Source organism: Polycladidibacter stylochi (genome assembly GCF_001562055.1).
Classification (GTDB): Bacteria; Pseudomonadota; Alphaproteobacteria; order Rhizobiales; family Stappiaceae; genus Pseudovibrio; species Pseudovibrio stylochi.
The window spans coordinates 128,301-145,289 of the sequence record NZ_LLWE01000014.1 but is presented as its reverse complement, the minus strand read 5'-3'; the positions used below and the strand labels follow the sequence as shown (position 1 = coordinate 145,289).

Annotated in this window: 11 protein-coding genes; 8 read left to right on the top strand and 3 right to left on the bottom strand. The window is 46.5% G+C overall.

Going from position 1 to position 16,989, the window contains the following annotated elements; translation table 11 throughout:
• Nucleotides 1-308: 308 nt before the first annotated feature.
• From AYK67_RS02610 to pssA, 5 genes are all read left to right on the top strand, one after another.
• Nucleotides 309-1,640 carry an Ig-like domain-containing protein gene (locus AYK67_RS02610; protein ID WP_068081913.1) on the top strand — a complete coding sequence of 444 codons (1,332 nt, stop codon included), beginning with the start codon at nucleotides 309-311 and terminating at the stop codon, nucleotides 1,638-1,640.
• Between the two features lie 201 nt (nucleotides 1,641-1,841).
• Entirely contained in the window at nucleotides 1,842-2,234 is a 393-nt protein-coding gene (locus AYK67_RS02605) for an ArsR/SmtB family transcription factor (protein ID WP_082735597.1), read from the top strand.
• Nucleotides 2,235-2,304: 70 nt separating this feature from the next.
• Nucleotides 2,305-4,194, top strand: a complete 1,890-nt coding sequence (locus tag AYK67_RS02600) for an ABCB family ABC transporter ATP-binding protein/permease (RefSeq protein ID WP_068081911.1) — start codon at nucleotides 2,305-2,307, stop codon at nucleotides 4,192-4,194.
• Nucleotides 4,195-4,363: 169 nt separating this feature from the next.
• Complete coding sequence (locus AYK67_RS02595) at nucleotides 4,364-5,065, top strand: phosphatidylserine decarboxylase (protein ID WP_068081910.1); 702 nt, start codon at nucleotides 4,364-4,366, stop codon at nucleotides 5,063-5,065.
• Between the two features lie 24 nt (nucleotides 5,066-5,089).
• Nucleotides 5,090-5,998 carry a CDP-diacylglycerol--serine O-phosphatidyltransferase gene (pssA, locus tag AYK67_RS02590; RefSeq protein ID WP_068081907.1) on the top strand — a complete coding sequence of 303 codons (909 nt, stop codon included), beginning with the start codon at nucleotides 5,090-5,092 and terminating at the stop codon, nucleotides 5,996-5,998.
• A 144-nt stretch (nucleotides 5,999-6,142) separates the two neighbouring features.
• Here the strand turns inward: pssA and AYK67_RS02585 are convergent, their stop codons facing one another.
• From AYK67_RS02585 to AYK67_RS02575, 3 genes are read right to left on the bottom strand one after another with little or no spacing between them, the layout of a single operon-like run.
• Nucleotides 6,143-9,631, bottom strand: coding sequence for an efflux RND transporter permease subunit (locus AYK67_RS02585; protein ID WP_068081904.1), 3,489 nt, complete (start codon nucleotides 9,629-9,631; stop codon nucleotides 6,143-6,145).
• A complete protein-coding gene (locus AYK67_RS02580; protein ID WP_068081898.1) occupies nucleotides 9,631-10,731 on the bottom strand; it encodes an efflux RND transporter periplasmic adaptor subunit in 1,101 nt (366 codons plus the stop codon). Before AYK67_RS02580 ends, AYK67_RS02585 begins: the two co-directional genes overlap by 1 nt.
• Nucleotides 10,732-10,767: 36 nt before the next feature.
• Entirely contained in the window at nucleotides 10,768-11,295 is a 528-nt protein-coding gene (locus AYK67_RS02575) for a PadR family transcriptional regulator (protein WP_068081895.1), read from the bottom strand.
• Between the two features lie 554 nt (nucleotides 11,296-11,849).
• Between AYK67_RS02575 and AYK67_RS02570 the strand changes: the two genes are divergently transcribed.
• From AYK67_RS02570 to AYK67_RS02560, 3 genes are read left to right on the top strand one after another with little or no spacing between them, the layout of a single operon-like run.
• Complete coding sequence (locus AYK67_RS02570; protein ID WP_068081892.1) at nucleotides 11,850-12,548, top strand: L,D-transpeptidase; 699 nt, start codon at nucleotides 11,850-11,852, stop codon at nucleotides 12,546-12,548.
• Nucleotides 12,549-12,591: 43 nt separating this feature from the next.
• Nucleotides 12,592-13,746 (top strand): efflux RND transporter periplasmic adaptor subunit, encoded by a 1,155-nt coding sequence (locus tag AYK67_RS02565; RefSeq protein WP_162265070.1) that lies wholly within the window; start codon nucleotides 12,592-12,594, stop codon nucleotides 13,744-13,746.
• Nucleotides 13,746-16,838, top strand: coding sequence for an efflux RND transporter permease subunit (locus AYK67_RS02560; protein WP_082735596.1), 3,093 nt, complete (start codon nucleotides 13,746-13,748; stop codon nucleotides 16,836-16,838). The genes AYK67_RS02565 and AYK67_RS02560 overlap by 1 nt, the downstream gene beginning before the upstream one ends.
• Nucleotides 16,839-16,989 lie beyond the last annotated feature (151 nt).

Here is a 16,989-nt window from a genome sequence, read left to right as displayed (position 1 = left end):
CGCTAAATACTAATAGCAGCGAGATAACACAGCTATAGCCCAAAAGCTTAGAAACTATCTCAACAAAACCGTTAAAGGGTTTTTCTAAAGGCTCTATGTGGAGCAAATGGCAAATAATGCATTCAACCATTGCCATTTGTGTTGCAGGCCATAAACTACGACAAGAATTTCGGTCCGATGTATTTATGTGATGGCCAAGTATCGTGCTATAACTATCAAGACCGGCAATCTGCAATGTTTAACAGGGGTGGCCTCATAACTTCAGCAGGCTGGTAAAACATTGCAGCATGAGGAGCTTTAGGTAAAAGATGTCGAACTCTGGGAAAAAACTGGCAATAGCAGCTGCAACTTTGGTTGTACTGTCTGCATCTGGTGCTGGTATCTATTATTATTCAGATGTTGCCAAAATGCCAACATCGCTAGAACCAAATCAAACAGAGTCGAAGCCTCAAAGTGTCGGTCGTGCTCCTGAAAAACAGATAAAACAAGCGGCAAAGCAACCAGAACAAAAAACGGAACAACCAGCTAAGCCAGTAAAACAGGCAGTCAAAACACCTCAGCCACCGAGTTTCGATGTCATGCGTGTCGAGCGTTCGGGTGATGCGGTTGTTGCCGGTCGCACAGAGGCCGGCGCTATTGTTGCATTGGTTGCGAATGGCGAAGTACTGGGAAAAACGGTAGCCAACTCAAACGGTGAATTTACCATCGTGCTTGAAAAGCCTTTGGACGCGGGCGACTATGACATTACCCTAGAATCTCAAAGGGATAAAAACAGCAAACCGATTGCATCGAAGCAACATATTGCTGTCTCAATTCCAGAAGATGAGAGCAGCGAAGCTCTTGTTGTCATGAATGCACCCGATGCTCCCTCCAAAGTTCTGCAATTGCCGGGGCAACAGAGTGAGCCAAAACAGCAGATCGCTCAAAAAGAAGATAAAAAGCAACCTGAAGTTCAACCACCCGTTAAACAAGAACCGGTTGAGAATTCAAACCAGTCAACGCCTGCTCAGCAGCCACAAGAAACATTGGCATCAGTTGAGAAAAAGACAGAGCAAACGACGGAACCTGAACAGCAAAAGGAAACCGCTGAACTCAGAGTGAGCGCTGTTGAGTCTGAAAATGGCAAAATTTATGTTGCAGGTGTTGGCGAGCCGGGAACCGACCTGCGGCTTTATGTTGGCGACAAATACCTTGGACAAACAACAACAAAAAAAGATGGCAGCTGGCTACTCGAAGCACCGAAAGAGCTGGGGAACGGCTCTATTGAAGTGCGTGCCGACCAAATGGCAAAAGACGACCAAGCAAAGGTTGTGGCAAGAGCACAAGTGAGTTTCAAAAAATCAAACGATCAAGTGATATTGAAACCTGTTTCGGTCGAGGCGAATGCCAGCGCATCCGGTTCTAAAGGTAATACAGCAACAGAGAATATCGGCGCTCTACCTTCCGTCATCATACGCCGTGGCGATAATCTATGGACGATCTCGCAGCGCCTTTATGGTTCGGGTTTTAGGTATACGACCATCTACCAAGCCAACGATAATCAAATCAGGGACCCAGACCTTATCTATCCAGGCCAGGTATTTTTAATACCGAGTAGGGACGAAAACTGGAAAGACAATAAAGGGCCTGAAAGCGAGTAGGGCAATAGCGATTAAGGGCGTAGCTTCTTGGTTCAGATAATAAAATGCTCGCTTTAAGCGGGCATTTTTTATGAAACAATGCCTGATCTCGCAAAAGCGTGTTCTGAATCTCAGGCTCGAATAAATAATTCCTATCGTATCTTTATTTATCGTTATTATACGATTATATAGATATTTGACGATGATAAAAGAGAAGTGTTCATGGTGACAAAGTCGGAGCAGCCCGCACAGCAAGCAAAGCAGCAATACAGTTTTGATGCAGACCGACAGGCAAACCTTGCATTGGCAACTAAAGCCAAAGCGCTGAGCCACCCTGTAAGGTTGGAAATTCTGCGCATATTGGCTGCTTGTGACACGGCATGTTGTGCTGACCTTGTGTCAAATGTTCCGCTTGCCCAGTCAACAATATCGCAGCACCTGAAAGTATTATGTGAGGCTGGTTTCATTACCATGGAAAGCAAAGGCCGTATGACGTGCATTAGCCTATGTCCATTAGCAGCTGAAGATACGCTAAAAAGCCTTCGTGTATTCTTTGGTGATTTATTTGACGAGCGCACTGAAGCACCATGTGTTCCGCTAACACTAGAACGATAATCTGAACGAAGAAAAAACAATAGCCTCAACAATAGGCATATAAGCTATTAAAGCCAGATAGAGAACTTAAATGAATATACAACACAGCGATCCCTCGCAAAAAACGAGGGAAATGCTTAATGCTGATGATGCGAGTATTTTTAGATCCCTTAAAATACTCTGGATTTATATGTGGCCCACAGCCAGGCCAGACTTAAAACGCCGGGTTGTTTGGGCGCTAGCTGCGCTCATGCTGGCAAAAATTGTAACGGTTCTCTCGCCCTACTTGTATGCTTGGGCAACTGATGCGCTCACAGGGGCAGATGTTTTACCAGCTGGGTTACCGCCCATACTTGTAGCTCCGGTTATGTTGGTGATTGCCTATAATGTGACGAGGCTTCTCGTCGTCGTCATGAACCAAGTGCGCGATGCCATCTTTGCAAGGGTTGGTCTGAATGCCGTTCGCCAATTGGCCAGCTTAACCTTTGAGCATCTGCACCAGCTATCCCTAAGCTATCATCTTTCGCGGCGTACCGGTGGCCTAACAAGAGTTATTGATAGGGCCATCAAGGGTATCGAAGGGATTGTGCGCTTTACAATTCTTAATGGAATTCCAACCATCATTGAATTTGCTTTAATGGCGGCAGTTATATGGTACCAATTTGGCTTTTGGTATGTTGTCGTTGTGGCAACAACCGTGGTGGCTTATTTTTACTATACTGTCAGCGCATCCAATAAGCGCATACAAATTCGTCGTGCTATGAACGAAGCTGATAATGATGCCAATACAAAATCGGTCGATAGTTTATTGAACTTCGAAACGGTGAAATATTTTGGCAACGAAAAGCTGGAGCACAGCCGGTTCGATCACGCAATGGAAGGCTATGAAGGAGCGGCAATTAAAACCTGGACTTCCCTAGCATGGCTAAATATTGGTCAGGCAGCGATTCTTGGTACTGGTACTGCTATTTGCATGGTCATGTCTGCAATAGCCATACAAGAAGGCACCCAGTCCATTGGTGATTTCGTAATGATCAATGCACTATTACTTCAACTCTCAATGCCTTTAAACTTCATAGGTTACATCTATAGGGAAATCCGTCAGGGCATCGCTGACATGGAAGCAATGTTCGCAGTTCTTGCCGTGAAGCCGGAGATTGTTGACAAGCCGAATGCGAAAGAATTGACAGTAGAGCAGGGCACCATTCGTTTTGATAATGTTCATTTTCACTATGAGGCCGCACGGCCCATCTTGAAGGGAATCAGCTTCGAAGTTCCTGCAGGTAGCACAATTGCTATTGTCGGTCCTTCAGGGGCAGGAAAATCCACAATATCTCGTTTGTTGTTTCGTTTCTACGATGTCACAGAAGGCGCAATTACAATTGACGGTGTTGACGTAAGAGACGTGCCACAAAAATCACTGCGCCAAAACATAGGTATGGTACCGCAAGACACTGTGCTTTTTAACGATACGATTGCCTATAATTTGAGATATGGCCGCCCTGAAGCCACAGACGCACAGCTTAAAGAGGCTGCACATCTAGCCCAGATAGATACTTTCATTCAAAATCTCCCGGACGCCTATGAGAGCCAGGTTGGTGAACGGGGTCTCAAACTCTCAGGTGGTGAGAAGCAAAGGGTCGCAATCGCCAGAACTCTGCTGAAAGGCCCACCAATCCTCATCCTTGATGAAGCGACTTCAGCGTTGGACACGCACACGGAAAGAGAAATCCAATCAGCGTTGGATATTGTTTCCAAAGACAGAACAACTTTGGTGATTGCCCATCGGCTTTCTACGGTTGTCAACGCAGATCTCATTTTGGTGCTCGATCATGGTCAAGCCGTGGAACAAGGCACACATGCACAGCTTTTGGCACAAGGAGGACTATATGCCTCCATGTGGAATCGACAACGGGAAGTAGATGAAGCTGTCGCCAAATTGGAAGAAATCCGCAAACAGGGTGAAGGATTGACCACATGAAAAGAAACAGCCGAAGAAAGCGAGATTGAAACCTTGCCGCCACAAGGGTAATACAGGAGCAAAGAGAATACACCTTTCTTTTTGACAAAAGCTTGCTAACAAATGTTACCATTGCTGAAAGAGATTGGGTGTATTCTTGTTTGACCTGAGTTAAAAGAAGGCGGCTTGTATGTCCTTAGCTGACACAATTAGCAAGACATTTGTTCCTATTCACCGCGAGGGCTATCCTTTTATTGCCATCGCAGCAATTTCCACCATTATTTTGGGGTGGTTTTTCGCGCCGCTATTTTGGATTGGTTTAATCCTAACGGTTTGGGTTTGTTACTTCTTCCGCGACCCACCGCGTGTAACCCCGGTTCGCGATGGTTTGATCGTCTCCCCGGCAGATGGCACCGTTTGCCTTATGGGGCCTGCAGTACCACCAAAAGAGCTGGATATGGGCGAAGAGCCCATGATGCGCGTCTGTATTTTCATGAATGTTTTTAACTGTCATGTGAACCGAGCGCCGATGCAAGGTCGCATCAAACGTGTGGCCTACAAGGCTGGCAAGTTCTTGAACGCAGAGCTGGACAAAGCGAGCGAGCATAACGAACGCAATGGTATTGTGATTGAAAACGATGACACCCGCATTGGTGTGGTTCAAATTGCAGGCTTGGTGGCACGCCGAATTGTTTGTTTTGTCAAGGAAGACGAAACCATCAGTGCTGGCGAGCGTTTTGGCTTGATCCGTTTTGGCTCACGTCTGGATGTATACATGCCACTGGGAACCAAACCATCTGTTTCACTAGGACAAACGATGGTTTCAGGTGAATCTATACTGGCAGATCTCAAAGCGACCAACCAAAGCGATGCCATTTCACGGGTTTCATGATTTGGAATGCACAAGGAATAGGCTGTGAATACATCAAGCCCTGCACCAGATAACCAAACCGAGAGTTATCAAAGTGTAACTGAAAAAAGGGGAGCCCGTTTTAAGCGGGTTCCTCTACGCCTGATAATACCGAATATGGTCACGTTACTTGCCCTTTGTGCTGGCCTAACATCCATTCGCATGGCAATCGAAGAGCGTTGGAGTATTGCATTACTCGCAATCTTCCTAGCCGCAATTCTTGATGGTCTGGACGGCCGTGTGGCACGATTATTAAACGGGACATCCAAGTTTGGTGCAGAGCTGGATTCACTGGCTGACTTCGTCAATTTTGGGGTTGCACCGGCGATCCTGATTTATGCTTGGATTTTAGAGGGCTTTGAATCTCTTGGTTGGCTCGCTGCAATGCTCTACGCAATTTCAGGTGCATTGCGATTGGCACGATTTAATGTCGCGTTAGATGATCCCAACAAACCGGCATGGGCGAATAGGTTTTTTACCGGTGTGCCCGCTCCAGCCGGCGCGATTATTGTTCTGCTTCCATTATATATGGAACAACTTGGCTTGCCCCATTACAATGATGCGGCCCCGCTGGTTGCCATTTATACGGTGTTTTCCGGTCTTTTGATGGTTAGTCAATTGCCAACCTATTCTGGTAAGCAAATGGGAACTCGAATAAAGCGCCAGCTTGTAATGCCAATAATCGTTGTTTTGGTTGCACTTGTCGGCTTACTGATCAGTTACCCGTTCCAGTTTTTGACTGTCATCACAATCGCCTACCTTATCTCGATCCCATTTTCTTGGCGCTCCTATAAAAAACTTTGCAAAAAGGATGGTACGTCGCAGTGGTGTGATGATGATAGCGTCAGCATCTCATTTGATGATGAAGACGACACAGTTATTGTGAGCCATGAAAAGAAAAATAAGAATGATTAAGCTAGCTACAAAGCAAAAAGCGCTCTGGAAATATGAAGTGATATCAATAAATAGATAGCACTCAGCCAAAACTAAACAAAACAAGGCCCTGCAATTCAGCAGGGCCTTGTTTTTTGTCATAGTAAGATAGGTAAAGACCGTTGCTTATTCGGCTGCCTCGGTAGATTTTCGCGGCTTAACCCCAATAAACTCTGGTGTTTCAACCTCTTTGATATCCCCCATGTCATTTCCAGCGGGACTAAAGCCATCGGTTGAAAAGAGTTCATTTAGTTTCTTTTGGCTCTTTCTCTTCCGGTTTCGCCAAGCCTGATACCACACAGAAGGCATTGCAATCAGCGTGGGTATCACGATCAAGGTGAGCAGCGTGGAAAAAGCGAGGCCGGAAATGACAGCCGTCGCCAATGACACCCACCACTCGGAACCAAACTGGTTGATGGAGATGACACGTCCGGCAAAATCAAAACTGATTTGCGTCGCCATCGGTATCAAACCGGCAATTGTCGTAATGGTAGTCAATAGGATAGGCCGAATCCGCTGGGTACATGTTTTTAAAATTGCATCCACGGGAACCATGCCGTCATGGCGGAAGCGGTTATAGGTATCGATCAAAACAATCGAGTTGTTAACCACAATACCTGCCAGGGCTAAAACCCCCGTACCTGTCATAACCACAGAGAACTTCTGGCCGGTGATAGCCATCCCCAACATCACGCCGACCATACTCATGACTACGGTCGAGAGTGTCAGGAACGTTTGGTAGAAGCTGTTATACTGTGTCAGCAAAATCGCAAACATCAAGAATAACGAGGCCAGCATTGCTTTTTGCAAGAATGCAGCAGACTCTTGCTGGCTCTCTTCATTCCCTCTAAAGCCAAGAGTAACACCTTCGGGCCACTGCTCGCTATCAATCCAGGTTTTGAGCTCTTGAACCTTGTTATCAGGCAAGTAACCGGCAGCTTTATCCACGTTCGCTTTCACATCCATCACGTAATAGCCATCACGGCGAATAATGGTCGAAACCTTTTGCTGTGGGCTTTGCTTGATAAAGTTGGAAAGCGGGACTTGGCCAAGCTGCGTTTGCAAGCGTAACTGGTCAATGCGCTCAAGCGTACGTTGCTGTTCGGGCAAACGCACACGGATATCGACTTCATCCTCAGAATCCGTGGGGCGATAACTGCCAATCTTGATGCCGTTCGTGACAAGCTGAACCATGGCACCGACAGGCACAATTTGCGCTTGATACCTGGCGGCCTGTGCCCGGTCAATACTGAGCAACCATTCAATACCGGGCAGGGGACGCCCGTCTTCAAAGTCGCGAAGACCCTCCATACTTTCCAGTTTCGTGCGAACACGATCAACAACACCATCAAGTAAAGCATAATCCGTTGATTTAACTTCTACTTGAACGTCCTTACCTTGAGGGGGGCCACCTTCTTCAGCGCGGACCTCAACTTTAATACCTGCAATTTTACTGGTCTTCTCTCGAATTTCATTAAAAATCGCTTCACTGTTACGCCGACAGCAAAAATCGGTAAACTCGAAATAAACCTGACCAATCAAGTCAGCAGGAATGTCTTGCATACTGGTCTTGGAGCCACTTGGAAAAGCTGTTGTTACAACATCTTTAATCCCATCAACATTGATGATGATGTTGTCAACCTCTTGCACCAGTTTAAAGGCCTCCTCAACGGACATATTACCGCGAGCTGACACATAAGCCTGCGCAAGTAATGGTTCACTTTCTACAAAGTTCTCAACACCCTTACTGTTTTGCATGAAGTAGCTTATGATGCCAAAACAAAGTAATACCATACCGACCAGAGTGGCAATATTACCAATTGGCGTACTTGCCATTTTGGCAAGGGCACGCACGTAAACGCCGGTTGCACCTTTTACTTTCTTCGGATCAAAGCGCTTGCCAAGGAAAATTTTACCATCTTCCAGCTCTTGCGCATGGCGTTCGGCCGCTTTGCGCCGCGAGTAATTCATGACTGGTTTAAACAATGGGCGTAAAAACCAGCCGCAAATTAGTGCCAGTGCAATAATAACAAGTGCCTTGCCTTCCTCGGGTATCGCTAGATAGGGCAGATCAACCAGTACAATACCAACGCATGTGCCTATAAGCAGCCCTAAAAACGCCTCACCATGACGGCTGATAAACCGGAATACCGAAGACATGATACCACCGGTTACCGGTAGGAATACCAATGCAGTCGCTAGGGCCGAAATCAACACAATGATAACCATTAATGGCAAGTAACTCATAAACTTGCCCATGATTCCAGGCCACATCAACATTGGCAGGAAGGCGGCGATAGTGGTTGCTGTTGAAGAAACAATAGGCCAGAACATTAAACGCGAGGCGCGGATATATGCCTGGGTTGCATTCATTCCTTCAGCTACTTTGCGGTCGGCATACTCCACCATAACAATGGCACCATCAACAAGCATACCTACCGTCAAAACCAAGCCAAACATAACCATATTATTCACGGTCATACCCGACATTGACAGTATAAAGAAGCCGGTCATAAAGGAGGTGGGAATTGCCAAACCGACCAACAAGGCGGATTTCAAGCCAAGCGATGCCACCACAACAATCATAACCAGCATAATTGCTGTCATGATAGATGTTTGCAACGAACCTAGCATAACGTCGACTTTTTTAGAATCATCAAGCATAAAGCTCGTCTTGATCGTACTCGGCGTATTGGCTGTTGCTTTATTAACGGCCTCCATAACCGCTTGGTTATTTTCAATCACATTTTGACCAAGTCGCTTAACGACTTCTAGAGTGATCGCTTTTTTGCCGTTCACCAAAGAATAGCTGGAATGGTCCTTGAATGTCCGGCGAATAGTTGCAATGTCGCCCAGTGTGACCACCGCTTCCCCTGCTTGTTTTAGGGGAATAGAATAGACGTCCCGAGCCGTTTCAACGAGCCCAGGTACTTTAATCGAGAACCGCCCGCCGGCACCATCGATAAAGCCCGCGGCAATCAACTGGTTGTTTTGCGTTACAGTGCGCAAAAGCTCTGCCTGTGTAATGGAGTAACTTTCCATTTTCATGGTATCGATCGTGACTTCCAGCAGTTCTTCACGATGGCCAGATAAATCTGCAGACTTAACGGTCGGGACCGCCTCAATGACATCCTTGAGTTTTCGTGCTTCATGATAGAGTGTGCGCTCACTCACATCACCGTATACAGCAATGAACATGGTGGGGTTCAAAGCCATATTAAAGGAGTTCACGGATGGCTCGTCCGCATCAGCTGGTATCTTGCTTTTGGCAAGGTCCACTTTCTCACGCACATCAGCAAGCGCTTTATCCTTGGAAACATCAATGTGGAACTCAAGTAATATACCCACATGCCCCTCGGTTGACATGGTGGTAATTTCTTTCAGCCCCTCAAGGCCACGCAGTTCTGTTTCCATAGGCCGCGCAATTAAGCGCTCCCCGTCTTCAGGGGATATACCTTGTTGTGAAATTGAAATGTAATAGAACGGAATATCAATATTGGGCGCGGCTTCTTTGGGAATAGTCAAAAAAGCAATAATACCGGCAATCAATATTGCGATCATTAATGAAAAAATGGTTTTCGGGCGATTTAGAATGCCCTCAAGAGCGTTCGTCATTAGTTCGCCTCCACGCGCTCTAAGACTGGTTCAACCACCTCGCCGGCCTTAACAAAATCTTGGCCAACAGTAATAAGACGGAACTTTGCAGGTAATCCGTCAAGCCAGACGCCATCGGTATCACCGCCTACAATCTCAACAGGATAAAATACAACAGTATCGTTTTCATCCACCGCGCGAACACCAATGCTGCCCTCATCACTTAATGTCAAAACTCCAGGTGAAATGAAGTGAACATTTTGCGTATCAAGCGCAAGAAATGCTGTCGCGGTGAGGCCATCACGCAAACTGTGGTCAGAATTGGGAATTTCGATTTCAACTCTGAAAGTTCGTGTATTCATGTCCGACGACTGGGCGATATAACGTACGGCACCCGTTACAACCTTACCACCTATGAGTTTTACCTTGGCAACTTGACCTACGTGAATTTTCTGCACGTTGTTTTCAGAGACAGCGCCAATCATTAGCATTGGGTTTGGGTTAACAACTTTTGCACAGGTGCCACCCATTGCCAGCATCGAGCCGACTTCAGTAATCGGGGCTTCAATAACACCGTCAATAGGTGAACGAATTTCTGTCCTAGACAGCTCCACTTCGGCTTCGCGCAGACTTGCTTTAGCGCCATCAAGCGTTGCTTTCATCTCGGCAATTTTATTGTCCGCGATGAAACCTTTGCCCTGAAGCTGTGTGGTCGCTTTGTAATTTATTTCAGCCTGAGCAAGTCTGGCGTTAGCTTGCAATACCCTTGCTTCTCGTGCGCCACGATCAAGAACACAAAGTAAATCACCTGTCTTTACTTTACTGCCCTCTTGCACAATACGCTTAACAACGCGTCCATTTGTTTCGGCTTTAACTTCAACCTTGGCATCAGCCTCGGTGCGGCCGCGTATCTCCAGTGTGGGATGACGCAGTTGTGCACTCACTTCTTTCACGCGAACGGTAAAGAGTTTAGTGCTGGCTTTTTCCAGCCGTTGAGCGGGCGGGGGCGTGGAATTTTCGTTATCGCCCTCACCACTACGCACAATAGTGCCAGACGCCATCCATAGGCCTATGCTACCTGCGATCCCGATCGCCAATAAATGTGAAAAACGAATTCCCATAGTAATCTCCGACAACCTAGTGGCAAGTATACAGCTTTATTTGCTTTTTTGGCCCATACCGACAAGAGTAGCGCCGTTTTCTTTCAAGAACGCAAGTTCAGCTTTACATACTGCCACCCCGTAACCGAGCGTCCAAAGTGTCGCTGGTCTATCAAAACTAGTTTGCTTCTTCTCTAGGCGTGCCAATTTATCAAGTATATATTGCTCACGCTCTATAAGGTGTTGCTTGAGGCTTTGTTGATCCAGTAGGGGGGCAAACATCGCCATGAGCATAAAAGGAGAACGATATATGTCCTCCTTGTCTTTGTTATTCAGTATCTCGATAAACTCTTCTCGTCCGCTTGGGGTGAGAGAGTAAATCTTGCGAGGAGGTGCATTGGTTTGCATCTCTACGCGCATTGTTATTTTTTCCTCAGCATGTAACGTTTTTAAACAAGGATATATGGAACCAAAATTGGCCCCAACAAAGCTGTTAAAAGTGTCACCTTTGGCAAATCTTCGTATTTCGTAGCCCGTTGCATCCTTAATTGATAAAATTGCAAGGCAAAAATTCCGCGTTGACATAACGAATGAAACCTAATGCTGATAAACTTAAACCTCACAACGGAGTAGGGCGTTAAGCTATTACTATTAGATATAGTCACCGTCAGTCGCAACTGGTTTATGTAAGGTGTGGCATAACAACACTCACCTTTCACAACATGTGATGTTAATAATAAATTTCAAGCGCAAAATATAAAATTTTGCAAGCAAACAATATTTTAAATGTATATTGAAGCCTGCATTAATTACTTTACTTTGAAAAAAACTAATATTTCTCAATTTTATTTCATTTGATTGCGGTTGACAATAAAAATATTAATAGATGAAAATTGTTAACCTGTAAATTGACCGAGTTGCAATATTTGAGACGAATGAGCACTTTACATAAGCTATTGCTCACAAGTAAGTGTTAAAAGGTGAATACATTTATTTAATGGGGATAAATGCGTCCAATTAACACCATATTCCTTACCTAATAGAACCTATAGTTAATTTTAACGTTGAAACTGTAATTTATCTCAAGAGATGACATAGAGATATTGTGCGCAGTAGAAATAAAAGAGAAACGATAAACGATGCATCAAGAGCTGAAAAAAAGAAAAACAAATTGCTTAAACCGTCGTAAGTTCCTTGCCCTTACCATTCCGGCGATGTTGGCGGGTTGTAAAACAATCACCCCCAGTTTTGTCGCTGAGCCGCAAGATCAAAGAGCATCCGATTATTACAAAGGGCTCTATGCCAGTTTGCCGGATGAACGCTTTCCCATACCTGCGGTCAATCTACGCGACATACAGTCCCCCAAGTACTTGAGGCAAGTAGTTCCCTATAAAGGCAGTGAAGCGCCTGGAACTGTTGTTGTTGATCCGGCACAACGCTTTCTTTATCTCGTGAGAGAAAACGCCACAGCGTTACGTTACGGTGTGGGTGTTGGCCGTGCAGGCTTTGGTTGGTCCGGGGATGCTGTTGTGCAATATAAACGCGCATGGCCCACATGGACGCCACCTGCTGAGATGATATTAAGGCAGCCTGAGTTGGAACAATATCGCTATGGTATGCCACCAAGTCTTGAGAACCCGCTTGGGGCCCGTGCGCTCTATTTATTTGCAAATGGCAAAGACACCCTCTACCGTTTACATGGCACCGAAGAAGTGTGGTCGATCGGTCGCAACGTTTCCAGCGGCTGTATAAGGTTGCTTAATCAGGATATCATCGATCTTTACAACCGTGTTCCTGCGGGCACACGTGTAATCGTTAAGGCGACAAAACAAACTTAGGCTTCCTAATATAATAAGCAAAGAAAATGGGGGGAGCATGCAAATGAAGAACAGCAAGTACTGGCTGGCATTCGGCATCGCAATAGTATTGGCACTTGGTGTGCTTTATGGAAGTAACAGGGGCTGGCTAGGAAATAGCACCGTAGAAACAACGGCAAGTACCGCCAAAAATCAAATGGCTGGCGCGCGCTCAGCGCAAAAGAGGGCTGCGCCCGCTGTTCTTGTTAAGGCGGCGCTTGTCAAGCAAGGTGTAACGGACAAGTTTGTACGTGCAATTGGTACAGGGCGTGCGATAAAAACCATTGATATCTATGCGGAAGCGACAGGGCGTATTACCAAACTGCCCTTTAAAGCGGGCGACAGGGTAAAGGCGGGTGATGTTTTAATAGCGCTGGATGCCGATGACGAACAACTGGCTGTTGAGCGGGCACAAGTAAATCTTGAGCAAGCCCAAAACCAACTGGCTCGTTTTGAAAAACTGCGAACCAGCAAAACCATTTCAGAAGTTCAGCTGGAAACAGCTCAAAACCAGCTCAAAACCTCAAGTATTGATTTAAAAGACGCAAAGTTACTGTTGGACCGGCGTCAAATACGGGCTCCATTTGCCGGTATTTTGGGGATATATCAAGTTGATATTGGTGATTACATTACCACGCAGCGGCGCATTGTCGGCCTTGATGATCGCTCGCAAATCAGCGTTGAGTTTGTTGTTCCCGAAAGGTTTGCCGGTAAAGTAAAACTGGGCGATGAGGTTCACCTGCAAACCCGTGTTTTGCCCGGTGAGAATTTTATAGGTGTTGTAAGCGCAATTGAAAACCGGGTGGACCCGCTTACGCGTACACTCACCATGCGGGCCACAACCGAAAATGTTCAAGATAAACTAAAATCCGGCATGGCGTTTGAAGTGAAGGTGCAGCTGCAAGGCCAAGACTATCCGTCAATTCCGCCAGTATCCTTAAAATGGGACCGCAAGGGATCCTACGTTTGGGTTTTAGATAATAATCGCGTGAAGCGGGTTGATCTTGTGATAATTGAGCGCAGCCCCGAGGCCATCTTGGTAAAAGGCGACTTGTCCGTTGGCGACACAGTGATTGCGGAAACCTCAAGAACACTGCGTAAAGGCATTGCGGTTAAGGTGCAAAACAGTGCTCAGTTAAACCCTGAAATGCCTTCTAAAGCGCGGGGAGGCAATACCTGATGCCTTCCCATCATCAAAATCATTCCCTCTCGGAAATATGCATTCGCCGCCCGGTCCTGACAATTGTGCTGAACCTATTGGTATTAACGGCCGGTATCGCTGCTTTAATGGGCGTTGAGGTGAGGGAAATGCCCAATGTCGATAAACCCGTTATTTCGATAACGACGGTTTACAAGGGCGCACCTCCAGAAGTTATTGATGCAGAAGTAACCAGCACAATAGAAAAGGCGATTGCCAGAATCTCCGGTATTCGCAATATTTCTTCCTCTTCTCGCTATGGCCGCTCGCGCATAACTGTTGAATTTAGCGAAGATATACTGCTTTCAGATGCCGCAAATGATGTACGCGATGCCGTCAGCTCGGTTGAGCGCCGATTGCCCGATGATGTCGAGGCACCAACCGTTGTAAAAGCCGATGCTGACGCCGACCCGGTGCTGCGGGCGGTAATAACCTCAAGCAAGTGGTCCATCGAGCAACTATCTCACTATGTTGACGATGTGGTCATAGACCGCCTGACAGCTGTTGACGGTGTGGCCTCGATTTCCGAATACGGTAAGCGCGAGCCGGTTTTTAAAGTTGCGGTCGATTTGCAGGCTATGGCATCGCGCGGCATTACTTTACCACAATTGCGTGCGGCGCTCGTTCAGTTAACAGCCGATACTTCGGCCGGTTCACTCACCACATCAACGCAGGATTTGTATGTTCGTGCGCGCTCGGACGTGCAAACAGCAACCGAAATAGCGGCAGTACAACTCGATAGAAACACCAAAATTGCAGATATTGCATTGGTGACCAAAGAACCTAGAAGAGCAACATCAGGTGCGTTTATAAATGGCAATACGGCCATATCTTTAGGGGTTATTCGCAGTGCTGGCTCAAACACACTCGATATATCAAAGGGCGTTCGCAAGGCAATAGATCAGCTAAACCGGCAAATGCCGGCGCACTTGAAATTACAAATTACCAGTGATGATGCATTGTTTATTTCTGGTGCGCTAAGCGAGGTTGTGAAAAGCATCATACTTTCAACAATAATTGTTGTTGCCATCATACTGCTTTTCTTAAGGTCCTTAAAGCTCACACTTATTCCGGCCTTAACCGTCCCGTTGGCCCTTGTTGGCTCCATTACCGGCCTTTGGCTCATGGGTTTTTCAATTAACGTTCTCACACTACTGGCTTTGCTATTGGCCACCGGCATGGTGGTGGATGATTCAATTGTGGTTTTGGAAAACATTAGCAAGAGGGTACAAAGAGGAGATAAAGGCTTTCATGCTGCAATCGTTGGTACGCGCGAGGTGTTTTTTGCGGTCATAACCACAACGGCCACACTGGTTGCAGTATTTCTGCCCATTTCATTTCTACCGGGTAGTGTGGGAAAGCTGTTTTCAGAGTTTGGCTTTGTCCTGGCCATATGTATGGTTCTCTCTTCATTCGTCGCCTTGACATTGGCCCCCATGCTTGCCGCCCGTTTTTTGTGCAATGAAAAAGCTTCAAAAACGGAGGATGAAACCACCGCTGAGAATGCGGCGCAATCAACGACGCCATTTTTGGTGCGTTTAGGGGAAGCTCTCGCAGCTGCATATCATAAAGTGTTGCGCACCAGTTTGGGGCGGCCCAAAACGGTCCTGTTGGTTTCACTATTGTTTTGCATGTGGGGCGGCTTTGAATACAACCGCTTGCCGAGCGAGTTAACGCCGAAAGAAGACAGGGCGCTCTTGTTAATGCGCATAATAGCCCCGCAAGGGGTATCACTTGATTATACGCGCGATAAAATCACACAAATAGAAAGCATCATAGCACCCGTAATTGAAAGCGGCGAAGCGCAAAGCCTGCTGACAATCATCGGAACGGGCGGTTCTCTCAACTCGGGCTTTATGATTATGCCATTATCCCCATGGGGAGAGCGTGAACGTTCGCAGCAGGAAATAGCCAACGATATTAGAGCCAAGCTCAAAGGCTTGGTCGGTACGAAAGTGTTTATTTTCCAAACCAATACACTGGGCATACGTGGAGCGGGGCAGGGGCTGAGCTTTGCGGTGACGGGCAGCAATTATAAGCACATTGCAGATGGTGCTGAGCAGTTGGTTGCTGCTATGAAAAACCGTTTGGGAGATAAAATCGGTGCGGCTCGCATATCGTTCGAAACCACACAGCCGCAATTATTACTGCATGTGGACCGCGAACGCGCGAGCGATTTGGGCCTATCGGCAGATATGGTAACCTCTAGCCTGCGAATGCTATTGGACGGCTCGGATGTGGCTGAGCTCTTTGTAAACGATGACGGCCTGCCAATTGTCATTGAGGCGGGTGGTGCCCCCCTTCGCTCCACGCGTGACTTGGAGAATTTGTTTATTAAATCCCCCCAAGGCCAAATGCTACCGCTCTCAACGCTCATGAGTATCGAAGAAGAAGCGGTTGCCCCTTCATTGCCCCGCGAAGGGCAGTCCAGGGCTGTTCCGGTGACCGTAAGTTTGTCAGATAACTATCACTTGGCACAGGCAATTACCGATCTTCAACAAATTGCTAAAGAAGTTCTGCCCCATGATTTGAACGTTACTCTTTTAAGTGATGCTGCAGTTCTGCAAGAAACCAATTCAAGTGTCTTACTTACATTTGCCTTCGCAATTCTTGTTGTGTTTTTGGTGCTTGCAGCGCAATTCGAAAGCTTTATGAGCGCAATTGTTATCTTGCTAACCGTGCCCTTTGGAATTGCATCGGCGTTTATTGCCATGCACCTGACCGCAGGTTCCATGAATGTTTATAGTCAGATCGGCATCATACTACTTGTCGGCCTTATGGCGAAAAATGGCATATTGATCGTCGAGTTTGCCAATGCTTTAAAGGCACAGGGCATGGAAGTAAAAGAGGCCATATTAAATGCCAGTTTAATACGGCTGCGCCCTGTTGCTATGACCGTAATTTCAACGGTGCTTGGTGCTGTGCCGCTGGTTTTGGCTTTTGGTGCCGGAGCAGAAGCGCGCGAGCAGCTGGGTTGGGTTATTGTGGGTGGTTTGGGTTTTGCAACATTGGCAACCATGTTTGTAACACCGGTTATTTATATGTTGTTGGCCCCCTTATCCGCGCCGAAGTAATTACATAATCATGAGGAAGCCGAGGGACTAACGAATTGAGGTCGCGAAAGTTTCCTACTATTTTATCGTTTGGCTTAACTTGTTTTACCTAGAGTAGATCAAGTTAAGCCATTTTTTATCTAGTATATATTTAGAATACAATGGTAATTCA